General features: G+C 45.0%; 3 protein-coding genes. 1 reads left to right on the top strand and 2 read right to left on the bottom strand.

Annotated features, from left to right (window positions below):
• Positions 1 to 128: 128 nt before the first annotated feature.
• Entirely contained in the window at positions 129 to 3,185 is a 3,057-nt protein-coding gene (locus F6K57_RS22275) for a type I polyketide synthase (protein ID WP_293017304.1), read from the bottom strand.
• Complete coding sequence (locus F6K57_RS22270; protein WP_293070703.1) at positions 3,182 to 13,363, bottom strand: type I polyketide synthase; 10,182 nt, start codon at positions 13,361 to 13,363, stop codon at positions 3,182 to 3,184. The genes F6K57_RS22275 and F6K57_RS22270 overlap by 4 nt, the downstream gene beginning before the upstream one ends.
• 541 nt (positions 13,364 to 13,904) lie before the next feature.
• Between F6K57_RS22270 and F6K57_RS22265 the strand changes: the two genes are divergently transcribed.
• Positions 13,905 to 14,141: a hypothetical protein gene (locus tag F6K57_RS22265; RefSeq protein WP_293070702.1), complete on the top strand. Its 237-nt coding sequence runs from the start codon at positions 13,905 to 13,907 to the stop codon at positions 14,139 to 14,141.
• Positions 14,142 to 14,401 lie beyond the last annotated feature (260 nt).

Here is a 14,401-nt window from a genome sequence, read left to right as displayed (position 1 = left end):
ACTATTATGTATGTATGGCGATTTAAAATAAATAAATAAAATTTATTTATTTTATGAAATTACCTGATACTCGTTGAGCAAAATTTTTCCTTTGAGATAGGTTGTAGTTCCCAACCCAAATAATGGCTTTATTCTGCGTGCAATAAATCTAGATGTTGATACATAATCTCTATCTGTTGGGTGATAATTTTTTTTATTTCTGTTTCTGGACATCCGTTATCATCATATTCATCCTGGATGATAATTTCCTCTATTTCTGTTTCTGAACATCCGTTATTATATTCTTCCTGTTGGGTGATGATTTGCTCTATTTCTATTTCTGAAGATTCGTTATTAGATTCCTCTAGCAGATGTGGTCTATCAAAGCGAGTCTCATCTACCCAGTAGCGTTGTCGCTGGAAGGGATAGGTGGGGAGAGAGACTTTGCGCCGCCCTAGATAGTCTTTGTCAAAACCAAACCAATCAACCTTCACCCCTCGCACGTATAGTTCACCGAGACTCGATAGCATCTGCTGCCATTCATCCATACCCGGACGCAATGAAGGCAACCACACTCCTACACCTTCCGGCAAACATCGCCTTCCCATACCCAATAATATTGGTTTGGGTCCTATTTCCAGGAATAGATCCATTTGCCTCAAAGCTTCCATACTTTGCGAAAACCTGACTGGTTGGCGCACGTGATTTACCCAATATTTACTCGTAGCAATGCTATTGTCTGCTTTACCTCCCGTGACGTTAGATATTATTGGGATCCGCCCTTGACTGTAGGTTATTTGCTTCGCCACTGCTTCAAACTCGGCCAACATGGGTTCCATTAACGGTGAATGAAAAGCGTGGGATACTTGCAGTTGCTTTGTTTGGATTCCTCCAGCTTCTAATGTTTGTAGTAAATACTTTACTTTCTCTGCCTCCCCAGATATTACCACACTTTGGGGTCCGTTGATCGCTGCGATTGAAACACTAAAGTGTTTACTACCAACAGAAGCACTAACAGAAGCACTAAAGTGCTTACTACAAAATGCGATCGCTTCTCGCACCTGGGACTCTGACGCCATGACTGCAACCATCACGCCACCTGGGGGCAACTGTTGCATCAACCGTCCCCTGGTTGCAATGAGTTTGAGACCATCATCCAAACTCCAAATTCCCGCCACAGTTGCAGCTACATATTCACCCACGCTGTGACCCATGACTGCATCCGGTTCGATACCCCAAGATTGCCATAGTTTGCATAGAGCGTATTCTATAACAAATAGAGCTGGTTGAGTGTAAGCCGTCTGTTCCAAAACCGACTCGTCTGTTTCCGATCCGTAGAGAACTTCCAATATTGGTCTGTCCATGTAGGATGAAAGCTTTTCGGCACACTGGTCTACAGTCTTTTTAAATAACGGCTGCGTCTCGTACAATTGCCTGCCCATGTTGACATATTGAGCACCTTGACCGGTGAATAAAAAGGCTATTTTCGGTGCTGCCTCGCCGGAAAATTCCCCCGACGATATTCCCGCTACTTCCTGTCCCTTTTGGTACTCTCCCAGTTTGGCCGCTAATTCTCGTTCGTTAGAGGCTATGACTGCTAGTCTGTGGTTGAAATGGGCGCGTCCTGCGTTCGCTGTATAGCAAATGTTATCCAACTCTTCTTTCTCAGCATTGCTTCGTTCTGCTAGATATTTTTGATAACGAAGGACTAACTCCCGAAGTGCTGTTGACTTTTTCCCCGACAGCGTTAATAGATGGAAAGAGCGTTCTGTTATGTCTTCGCTACTTTTGCCTTTTGACTTTTGCCTTTCGAGTAGCGGTGCTTCTTCCAAGACTACATGAGCATTTGTGCCGCTAAAACCAAAGGAACTAACACCGGCAATGCGAGTTCCATTCGTTTGCCAAGGCATGATCTGGATCGGTACTTTTACTGGTAATTCTGACCAATTAATATAAGGATTCAGCTTTTTCAGATGCAGTAAAGGCGCTATTTTTTGATGTTGTAATTGCAGGACTACTTTAATCAAACCTGCTACGCCTGCAGCCCCCTCCAAGTGACCAATGTTCGTCTTAACTGCACCGACGAGCAAAGGTCGTTCTTGAGAGTGGTTTTTTTCAAATACGGTTCCGATCGCTCCTATTTCAATGGGGTCTCCCAAGGAAGTTCCTGTACCATGAGCTTCGATATAACTGACATTTCCCGGGTCTACTCCCCCATTTTCCAAAGCTTGACGAATAACTGCTTGCTGAGAAGGACCTTTAGGTACCGTCAAACCACTGCTATAACCATCTTGATTAATAGCTGTTCCGCGAATAACCGCCAGGATATTATCATCATCAGCTACTGCTTCTGACAAACGTTTGAGTACAATCATCCCGCATCCTTCACCACGGACGAACCCATTGGCAGAAGCATCAAAAGTCTTGGACCGACCATCTGGCGATAGCATCTGAGCCTTAGAAAAGTTAATACTCAACTCTGGAGAAACCAATTGATTCACTCCCCCAGCCAATGCTAGATTGCACTCTTTATTTCTCAAACTAGCGCAGGCTAAATGAATGGCTACCAAAGAAGATGAACAAGCTGTATTTACGGCAAAACAAGGTCCAACCAGGTCTAAAGTATAGGAAATTCGCCCAGCTGCTGCGCTGTTGATATTCCCGGTACCCATATAGGCATCAATTTTTTCCTTACCTTGACTGACTACACGTTGCATGTATTCATTACTACATATACCAATAAATACGCCCGCTTTGCTCCCCTTCAATTCTTCGGGATTTTTCCCATAATTTTCTATAGCTTCCCAAGTTACTTCTAATAATATTCTTTGTTGAGGGTCTAGACTTATCGTTTCCTTAGGAGTCAGGCTAAAAAAATCAGCATCAAACTCCTGCACGCCATCGATAAACCCTCCATAACGAGTACATATTTTGCCAGGAGTTGTCGGATCCGGGTCGTACAGATCGTCAACATTCCATCTGTCTTTTGGCACTTCAGTGATGGCATCTACTCCGTTTTCCAATAGTTCCCAGAATTTCTTTGGAGTCGATGCACCTCCGGGGAAGCGACAACCTATCCCAACAATCGCGATCGGTTCTGCTTTGTCCCTACCTTTTACTGCCTCTAGTTCGGCTTCTAACTTAGCAATCTTCTTAGAGGCCATTTCCATTAGCTTGGCGTAGCCTTGTTCCTGGTTATTGCTCATGTCATATCCTCCCAATCTGCACCTAATTGTTCTGCCAATTTTTTAGCAGTCTGTTCCAATTTTATAACCAAATCTCCCTTGTCCTCCTCTGAGACTTCGCCATCATCTAATCCCAGATCTCTTTCAACCAGTACATGCTTAAGCAAATAATCTACTAGCTTATTAACTGTCGGATAGTCGAAAGATAGCGTTGATGGCAGACCACATTCCAAACTTGTTTGCAACCTATTCCTCAACTCTACCGATGTCAATGAATCCATTCCCATACTAAAAAAGCCTTTTTCTAATGAAATTGATTCTGGATGCTTTATTCCTAGCACTCGGCCTACTTGACTGCGCACAAGCTCTACTAACATCTCTCTTCGTTGGCTGGAAACCACCTCTTTCAACTGCTGTATCAACCCTAATTTCACGGTCTCGGCAGTTGTCATAGCTGTTTGTTTCCAATCTGCCAAAAACGGCCATTGTGCCATTCGGTCTTGCCAAGCAGACCAGTCCATCTGCACTACCGCTACTTCCACACTGGCACCACTCATTAGTAACTCTAGTGACTCTAGAACCCGTTGTGGCGCGATTGGTTGGATACCTTGCTGCTGAAAACTTATATCTGCACCGCGTTCTGCTGCTTTTCCTATTTGAGAAATCGTACCCCAATGTATACTCAACCCCGGTAACCCCATACTACGACGATAATGGGCTAAACCATCTAGAAACGAATTCGCTGCCGAATGATTTCCTTGACCGGTTGAACCTAAAAGAGATGCTGTAGAAGAAAATAGTACAAAAAAGTCCAATGGTTGGTGTTGGGTCAATTTATGCAAATGCCAACTCCCTTGCACTTTCGGAGCCATCACCTTAGCAAAACTCTGCCAAGTCTGGTTTTGAAGAACTCCATCTGATAAAATCCCTGGCGCATGGATCACCCCTGCTAAAGGAATCTTTGACTGCTCTATATTGTAGAGCACTCTTGTCATAGATTCTAAATCTGACACGTCTGCTTTTTCTACTACCACCGATGCTCCTGCTTTTTCTAACTCAGTTATTTTCTTCCTCGCAGCAGCATCCGGTGTCCTGCGTCCTACCAATACTAAATGCTTGGCTCCCTTGGACACCATCCAACGGGAAACCAGTAAACCTAAACCGCCCATACCTCCTGTAATCAAGTAGCTTGCATCTCCACGGAAAGTTAAAGGCTTTTCCTTGGTGTCTACCCCTGGTTGTTCTGTTTGAGTTACCACAATCTTGCCAATATGTTTGGCTTGTTGCATGTAACGGAATGCTTCGAGGGCAGACTCTATGGGGAATAACTTTAATGGTGGTGGTTTTAGCCAACTTCGCTCGAACTTTTCTATTAACTGCTGGAACATTGATTGGATTAACTCTGGTTGTTCCCGAGCTATTTGGGTGAGATCCACTGGAAAGTATGAAATGTCTGACTTATTCCGTGTCATTTGCTCTGCTTCCCAAATATCTCGAACCGCCAGTTCCACAAACCGACCTTGGGAACTTAATACTGAGAGGCTTTTGCTAATAAATTCCCCTGATGTCAAAGAGTTTAGTACGATGTTTACTCCTTTTCCTTGAGTGCTTTCTATTATTTTGTCCGCAAACTCTACTGTGCGAGAGTTCATGACATGTTTGACACCCATTTGTCGTAGGGTTTCCCACTTGGGTGGACTAGCAGTGGCAAATACTTCCGCTCCTGCATTCTGGGCAATTTGCACTGCAGCCATCCCAGTTCCTCCTGCAGCGGCATGGATCAAAACCCGATCACCTGCTGAAATCTTAGCTAAATGATGCAAAGCATAATATGCTGTTAAAAAATTAACCGGAATCGATGCCGCTTCTGCAAAGCTGATTTTTTCTGGTTTGAGGGCGACTAAGCTCGCCTTAACGGTGATGTATTGACTAAAGCTTCCCAGAGCCATTGCCATCACCGCGTCTCCCACCTTAAACTCTTTTACCCCTGCTCCCACAGCTACTATTTCCCCTGCACAATCTCCGCCCATTATCGGAGTTCCCGGATATATATTCAAAGCTATCAGCACGTCTCGGAAATTTAGCCCCGTGACCTTAACTTTAATTTCTACTTCCCCTGCTGCTGGAGCACGCCTGGTTAATGGCTCTAAAGTTAAGTTGTCTAAACTTCCCCTCTCTGACATTACCAGTCTGAAAGGTTCTGATGGAATTTTCAGTTGTCGTGCTGCTGCTTGACGATGATGACTTGCAACTAACCGAGGTACGTAACGTTTGTCTCCTCGTAATGCCACCTGGTTTTCTATATCCTCTGACCAAATTTCATGGAACAGTACATCTGCTTGATGCTCTACTGTCTGGTTTGGGTCTAAATCTATCAGCGTGCAGTGTAAATCTGGGTGTTCCAAGCCGATCGCTTTCCCCATTCCCCAGACTGAAGATTGGCTCACTCCTGGGATTATCCCTCGATCTCCCGATAGTGTTTGAGAGCCTGACGTCGTTAACCACAACCGTGGTGTTTGGACCCATTTCCTTTTTACCAATGCTTGAACCAAAAACAAGGTGGTGCCGCACCCCAGTAAGGATAAATTAGCCAATTCCTCAGCATTCATATTTTCTGCCATTCCCGTTTCCGCTGTCCAACATTGAACCACTCCATAGAGGAACGGGTTTTTGTCGGTTACCTGAGCAATGGCTTGCTCTATATCTTCTGGGTTATTGGGGTTAATGGTAAATTCTTCTGCTGTTATTTGTTTGTATTGCTCATCTGCAAATACTAACGTACAAGAGTCTCCTTGTGCTCGCAGTTGCTTTGCTAACTTTTGGGCTATCCCTTGTTTATCTGCTAGCAGCAACCAACCTTTGCGTTCTGATGCTGTTTGTGAAAACCTGGTTTTCGACCCTTGAGCCACTATCACCGTTTGTTGAGACAATATTTCCGGCATTCCCTCTATTTCCGGCATGGTGACTACTTGAGTAAAACCCATTTCACCAAGTAATTGCTTCCATGTAGTTCTACTCAACAGCGGATAGTCCGGTCGCAATTCACTATCTTGGAATCTCCACCATCCTTCCAATAATCCGAATACTAAATCCAGCCATCGTTGACAACTTGTTATTTCCAGTAATACCAACATGCCCCCTGGTGCCAGCATTTTCCGCACGTTTGTTAATGTCTGCTTCATACTCCTGGTTGCATGAAGAACATTGGCTGCAATAATCACGTCGTATTGATGAGCGTCAAATCCTTGAGTTGTCGGATCCTCCTCAATATCTAATGCTGCATAGCGCAGGAATCGATATTCCTTGAATTTCTCTTGAGCCTTACTTGTAAATAATTTCCCTATATCCGTAAACAGATATTCTGTTTGATTTGGATTTAGATGGGGCAATATATAGCTTGTCGTCCCTCCCGTTCCCGCTCCTATTTCTAACAACCTTATCCCTCGTTGTTGCGGGATCTTCTCTATTGACTTGACGATCACCTGCTGCACGATCGCGTTCATCACTTTAGCTATGGGGGTATCTTGATACAGTTGTGTTGCTGTAGTAAAATCTCCTGATGGGAATACCAGCTGCACTGGATCTTGCGTTCCCCGCAAAACCTCACTTAGTTGAGATGCACAACGATTCAGTAGAGTCAATTCTGCTACTGCATCCGGATATTGACTGATTAGAGTCTCAATTTTTTCTCCCGGCTGGACTGGGTCTAAGGTCTGTTGCATTTGCCACTCCTGCTGGGAATACTGCACTATTCCCTCAGAAGCCATTATTTCTAGCATTCGCTTGAATAGTCGTCTTTGGCTGGGAACTATACCTAACCTTTGGCTAACTGCCTCTGTAGAAAAGCAATCGCCTACCGAGTACGGCCAGTCCAGCTCCAGCAATGCTTGCACTATGTACTCTACACTTAATTCTTCTAAACTAGCAGCGCTTTGGGAGGATCTTTTCTGGTCTACTGTTGCTACTAATTCTGTCAGACTCTGACTCAACTGCTCCTCTATTTCTACCGGTTCCAGCATATCCGAGGTTGGGAGCAGTCTACCCAAACGCCCTTTTGCTCTCCATTCTACTTCGTACAAACAGTCATCAATAGATTTCGCTTCTGTTCCCAGTAGCGTTTGAGGGGTTGCCTGTTTTACTCGCAACCCTTCTACTTTCGCAACTATCTCTCCCTCTTGACTGACCAGGGTCACTTGCGTGCTGATACTTTCTGCACTTTTGACCTCAGACTCCGTTAGGGACGCGATCGCCCACAGCTCTACTCCCGAACGAGTATGTATTTCTAACTTGTCTATCCCTATTGGCAAGTAAGTTTTGTCATTGTTTGTCTCAGGCAGTAGGTGATAGGTTATCTGCAACGCTGCATCTAACAGTGCCGGATGAAACTGATACTGTCTTGCTTCTCCTTCTAGCTCTTCGGGTAATTTTATCTGCGCTAGCACTTGGTTTGGGCCAGCACTCAAACTTTTAATGCCTTGGAAACTGCTGCCGTAGTTAAGCCCTATTTCCCGACATTTTTGATAATGTTGTTTTACTTCTATGGCTTGGTTACAATCAGCCAAGTACTTTTCTATGTCTACTTTCGCTTTGCTTGTCTCTGGCGGCAGGGGTTTTATTTTCCCTGTTCCGTGGAGGTGCCATACTTCCCCTTCTTTGCTTGCACTTGACTTCTGACTGAATATTTGCCATTTGTATGTTTCTTGATCTAATGGTGTCAGTATTGTCTGAACTGAAAACTGTTCCCCTTGAGACCAACTCAATCCACGTCCAATTACTAGATCTTCTACCACGACCCTGGGAGTCTTAAATCGGTAATGAGCTGCTGACGCTGCCATTTCCAAGTAGGCTGTTGTCGGAAATAGGGCTTTATTGAATACTCTGTGGTGGCTCAGGTAGCTTGGATAGTTTTCCTCGATGTACGATTCAAAAATTTGTTGTTCCCCTGCACAATTTAATCTTTCACCTAACAGAGGGTGGCTTTTTTTCGACACATACCGTTTTTTATGGGATTTATTTAAATTTTCTATCCAATAACTTTCCCTCTGGAACGGATAAGTAGGAACTACGACTTTCCGACGCCCGTACTCTGTGTCAAACCCAAACCAATCTATTTGGGATCCCTGCACATATAGCTGTCCCAAACTTTCAAGTATCTGCTGCCATTCTGTTTTTGGGGGACGCAGCGTTGGCAACCATACTGCCTTATCTTCCCCCAAGCACTGACGCCCCATCCCCAACAGAATGGGTTTGGGTCCTATTTCTAGGAATAACTCATATCCTTGCTCCAGCAAAGTTTGCATACTGTCAGCAAACCGTACTGGTTGTCGAACATGACCGGTCCAATATGCAGCTTCCGTGATTTCATCTTCCACTTGACGTCCGCTGACATTAGATATCAGTTTTATCTGAGGCTTGCTATAGGTTACTGCTTTAGCTGCGGCTTCAAACTCACCCAGCATTGGTTCCATCATCGGGGAATGGAAAGCGTGGGACACCTGTAGTTGTTTGCTTTTGATTCCTTGTGATTCTAGGGTACTGAGGATCTGGTTTACTGCTTCCAACTCCCCAGAAATTACTATGCTTTTCGGTCCGTTGATGGCTGCGATCGCTACTCGCTCTACGTAGGGCGCGATCGCCTCTCGTACCTTGGACTCAGAAGCCATCAGGGAAACCATCGCGCCTCCACCAGGCAACTGCTGCATCAACCTGCCCCGTGCCGCAATTAATTTCAGACCATCTTCGAGACTGAAAACCCCTGCCACACAAGCTGCCACATATTCTCCCACACTGTGACCCATCACCACATCCGGTTTTATGCCCCAGGATTCCCATAACTTAGCCAAGGCATACTCAATGGCAAACAAAGCTGGTTGGGTGTAAGCAGTTTGATGCAGTACCGACTCATCCTGACTATCATCGGTTAATACTTCCAGCAGCGGGCATTCCAACTCGCCTCGCAACAGTACCTCGCAGCGATCGAGTTCCTGACGGAATACCGGTGCTGTTTCGTACAGTTCCCGTCCCATGCCAACATACTGGGACCCCTGTCCCGTAAACAGAAACGCCACTTTTGGAACCCGTTCCTCTGCTTGACCTACGATCGCCCCTGTCTCCGAGTGCAAGTCCTGCAACTGTTCCATCACTTCCGCCGATGATTCTCCCACTACAGCCAGGCGATGCTTTAGGTGCGATCGACCTGTATTTGCGGTAAAGCAAATGTCCGACAAAGCCAGTTCCGGGTTTTCCTCTAAGAAGGTTGCATATTTGCCCGCCAACTCTCCCAGGACTGTTTCTTCCTTTGCCGAAACTGTGAGTATATGCCAAGGGCGATCGGGTCTGGCCTCCTGCTTCGGTGCTAACACTGGTGCTTCTTGGACGATCGCATGCGCATTAGTGCCGCTAAATCCAAAGGAACTGACTCCTGCCAAGCGGGGCTTTTCTCGATCAATCTGTTTCCAGTCCAAGAGAGAAGTAGGTATCGCCAAAGGCAACCCATCTCCCGTGATATGGGGATTGAGCTTGTTAAAGTGCAAGTGCGGGGGTATCTGCTGGTGTTGGAGTGACAAAACCACTTTTATCAATCCAGCCATACCTGCGGCTGCCTCTGCATGCCCGATATTCGTCTTCACCGAGCCAATCATTAGGGGGTTATTTTGCGATCGCCCTTGGCCGAAAACCCCTTCTAAAGCTTTGACCTCGATCGGGTCGCCTAAAGAAGTTCCCGTACCATGAGCTTCGACATAGCTCACTTCGTGGGGTGAAACCCGCGCTTCAGACAAAGCCCTTTTGATCAGACTTTCCTGAGCCTGTCTGTTAGGTGCCGTTAAACCATTACTTGCCCCATCCTGGTTGACAGCCGAACCCCGCACTATTGCTAAGATATTGTCCCCATCTTTTATTGCTTGTTTTAAGCGCTTGAGAACCACTACCCCACAGCCCTCACTGCGGACATAGCCATCTGCGGAAGCATCAAAAGTTTTGCAACGACCATCTTGAGAAAGCATGCTGGCTTGGGAGTAAGTTATGCTCAATTCCGGAGAAAGCAGCAGATTAACACCCCCTGCCAAAGCCAGGTGACACTCATTATGCAGCAGATTTTGACAAGCCAGATGAACCGCTACTAACGAAGACGAGCAAGCCGTATCCACCGACATAGTCGTTCCTTGCAGTCCGTAGAAATAAGCTATACGACCCGCTGCCACCGATGCCGAGTTGCCAGTACTAAAGTATGCCCCAAAATCAGCAGGTTGAGTTTGCTTGACAAAGAGCAGTTCGTAGTCATGGGACATTATTCCCACAAACACCCCCACTCGCTTACCGACCAGAGATTCGGGAGCTATTCCCGCATACTCTAGCGCATGCCAACTTTCCTCAAGCAAGCAACGGTGTTGTGGGTCTGTATAGGTTGCTTCTCGCGGTGCTATATGAAAGAAACCCGCATCAAAAGAGTCCACCCGGTCTATAAAACCTCCAAACCGACTTACCATTTTGCCTGGTTTTTGCGGTTCGGGGTCAAAGTAACTGTTAACATCCCACCGACTTTGAGGCACTTCCGATATCCCGTCCTTGCCCAACCGAAGTAGCTGCCAATAATCCTCGGGACTATTTACCCCTCCAGGCAACCTACAAGCCATGCCAATTATTGCCACACCGTCCTCTGGAAGAATAGCACCGCTTTTCCTCTGCGATTTCCTCCCAGTCTTGACTTTTTGGCCAATCGCCTCTTCCTTCCCGTCTCTTCCACGAGGTCTTGTCGGTGTTAATACTTCATCTGGCAACGAAATCTCACGTCCTAACTGGTTGAAGTAACCCGCGATCGCTGCTGGCGTGCCGTAGTCGAAGAAAAATGTCGAATCCAACGAAGTTTCTAACTTCTTCTCCAGTAGACTTTTTATCTCTAGTAAATCCAAAGAGTCGAGACCCATCTCCCTGAGGGGTCGCTTATATGAGAAAGCCTCCATCCGTTTTTTCCCCAACACAGTTTTAATAGAGCGCTCTATTAAAACCGTGACATCCCCAAGCTTTTCGGTATCGTCAAGCTTATCCAGAGACTCAACTGCCGTCCACTCCGCCTTTGGAGCTTCTAGCTTCTCCTGTAGTTCGTATTTGATCAGTACCCCAAACCCTTGATTGTCCACATCCTCTGGGCGGTAGTTAGGGACAATACTAACTACTGTTGCGCCACCTTCTATATGGAACCGAGGTATTGGATCGAATATTTGACCTCTTTCATTGCGTTTTTCAATATATTCCCTGATTGAAATATGAGAATGATTTGCATAGTCCTTGCAACGAGTCACGCCTGCTACGCACTCAATCCCCTCCTTTAACTCTGCCCATTGAAGGGTGAATTGACGTAGCATATCCCCCAACCCCAAGCCTTGCCTTTCTGGATTTACATTCAAGCTCAGAAGTTGAAGCACTGGACCATCCTTTACGTGTAGTTCTGGCAAAGTTTTGAAATTTGCCGATTTTAAGCTTTCAACGCTTTTTATTCTTTGGGTGTAAATTACACCGACAACTTCTCTGTCTATTTCCAGGACCAGATGGTTACTATATCCCTCTTCTAGTCGTTGCTGAATTTCGCCAACCGACAATTGTAAATGCTCCGGCCAGCATTTTTTCTCAATATTTACCAATGCTGCAATATCTTCAGCATAGGGATGTCTAATTTTATAGGCTCTCTTCTCAAAGCAGTTTAAGGAAATACGGGTAAATGGTAAAATCTTTGGATATCTTCTCAAATATTTTGCTTTCGGAAATAGACCTACCTCAGCCGCTGCCATTAGAAAAACATCTGCTTCTACCAAATGTTGTTTTGAAAAAGCTTGACACGCATCGAAATGTAGAGATTCGCTTTCATCTAGGAATTTTTGTACCACTGAAGCAGTTAAACTGTGAACTTCTAACAGCAATAATCCATGTCTGGTCACAATGTTCGACCATCTTCCTAAATGCTCCACTAAACTTTGTACGGCAATGTGAGGAGCTATCAGTTTTCCCTCTTCGTCTACATCCACAACTTGATAATCCAACCGGGAACGCGATCCCGCCGTTTCCGTGTCTGTCGGAGGAATAAATGGGCGATCGTGATCTAAAAATGAGCGGACATGTAAAACCTTTTCTGGATCTATCCCCTCTGCCTTCAAGTCTGCTAATAATCGTTCGGGATTTCCAATATCTCCTTGAATAACCCGATGAGGAATCTCAGCTAAATTTTTATCTGTTACATTCAATGATTCCTGATTGTAATCTACTCCCACGATATAAACTGGATACTTTGTTAATACTTCCCCACGAGCAGATTTCCCTATAATTACATTGTAAATTCGCTTGAGAAGCGTTCCATCGCCGCAACCCATGTCAACTACATAGCTAGGTTGCTCTTCAAAAGGTCGTTGATTAAATATAGATATAATAATTTCTTCTGTATCCGCAAAAAATTTCTCGTGTTGAAAACCACTACCCACTACGTTTAACGTTCTATCGACATGTATTTCATGTCCCCCATCATCTCTCTGAAACACCTTATGAGGATTCCCAAATAGCAGATCGTCTATCTGTAACAACATCGGAGTATAGGATGCTGTTACCCCTAAGTTCATAGACCTCTGTGACATGAAACGACCGACGTTCGTTAAATTTATACCTTCCTTTTCCGCGATCGCCCATCCTAAATTAACAAACAGAGTCGTCAATTCTTGCTTTACCGAATCCTTCAAATCCGAAAACAGCGAACCAGACTTACCCGCAATTAACTTCTCTTTTTTCAAGGCTAACAGTATAGGAACAACTAATACTCCATCTATCAAATCACTTAACCTGGCATCATTAATATCCCATCGTCGTTCCGAACGCTCAATCCAGCTTCCTATTCCCTTTTTATGTTCTCCTTTCAAATACAAATCAAAGGGGAATTTATAGAGGCTGACCATATCGTTAGGTATTTTTTTATGAATTTGACCTCTATCCCCAAACGAGTAAGCCCCCACATCATTTTTTTCTAGGATTTTTAGTGACTGTAGAAGTCTAAGGGCTACCTGCAGATGCCCGCTATTTGCCTGGAAATGCTCTACTATCTCCTCTAAATACAGTGACTGTTTCTGAGCCAGTAACTCAAATATTCCTCGTTCTCTACATGCCCAAATAACTGGTATAGCCACAAATCCATGAGCATAGCGGTTAATTAGATCTAACATTTGCTTCTCTAGCTTCCTCCAAGTCAAGTACAATTCACTTTTTCCATCTCTTCCCTTTTGCCTACTTTACTTCTACTCTCCTGCTATCCTCCTTACTCTTCCCTTTCCCTGTTTACCCCTAACGTTTACTGCTGTAACCTGCAAGACACTTGGGTTAAATCGGGAGCATGTCACAATTGCAGAACATTTGAACTAAATCTCATGCCCCCTCGTGGGTGTAAGCTTGCTCTGATGGTAGATAGTTCATTTGTTCAGCAACTTTGACCTGTTCCCACAGCAACAGATTGGTTAGTACGTGCTAGACATGCTTGGGCATGAGTTTTTTTGTAAGTATTCAGCTATCAGCTAATGCGCTACGCGCACGCTGCTTGAGGTGCTATCAGCTAAGTAGTCGGACAAAACTAAAATTAACTCTTTAAATAGGGAGCAGGGACTTCGGAGCAGGGAGCAGAGGGACTTTTGGCAACTTTACACAAATTAATACAGTTAGGTTTATTTTTGTCCAGGTACTTATCAGCTATCAGCTATCAGCTATCAGCTAATGCGCACGCTACTTGAGGTGCTAATCAGTCACAGCGTCGTTCGCACAGCGTGGCCAAAGGCCAAAGCCTGTGCCACACTACTTGATGTGCTATCAGCTAATGCGCTACTTGAGGTGCTACTTGAGGTGCTAATCAGTCACAGCGTCGTTCGCACAGCGTGGCCAAAGGCCAAAGCCTGTGCCACACTACTTGATGTGCTTATGAGCATAGGGCAAGCTACACCGAACAGCTTTTGAATAAAATCGGTAAGCATTGGAATAATGCTGCAGTGTTGTCACAGGACTTGTGGCCTATGTCATAAAGCTGACTGCTGAGTGCTGACTGCTGTTCGCGCAGCGTGCGCGTAGCGCATATGCTTACGTTTTTTTGATCATAATCACAACTCGTAATTGTATTCAAGAAAGGAAAGTTTACTTCCTTGACTATAAAGGTTAACTCTAATTAAAAGTATTTTTCAACTCATAAACCTCATATAAAACCTCATATAAAACCTCAG

Origin of the sequence: Moorena sp. SIO4A5 (assembly GCF_010672005.1) — a bacterium.
GTDB lineage: Bacteria > Cyanobacteriota > Cyanobacteriia > Cyanobacteriales > Coleofasciculaceae > Moorena.
This window is presented reverse-complemented; position numbering and strand designations above follow the sequence as displayed.

Bases quoted from the DNA above. Each gene is read 5' to 3' on its own strand.
- F6K57_RS22275 (WP_293017304.1), bottom strand. From the start codon at position 3,185: ATGAGCAATAACCAGGAACAAGGCTACGCCAAGCTAATGGAAATGGCC.
- F6K57_RS22270 (WP_293070703.1), bottom strand. From the start codon at position 13,363: ATGTTAGATCTAATTAACCGCTATGCTCATGGATTTGTGGCTATACCA.
- F6K57_RS22265 (WP_293070702.1), top strand. From the start codon at position 13,905: ATGCGCACGCTACTTGAGGTGCTAATCAGTCACAGCGTCGTTCGCACA.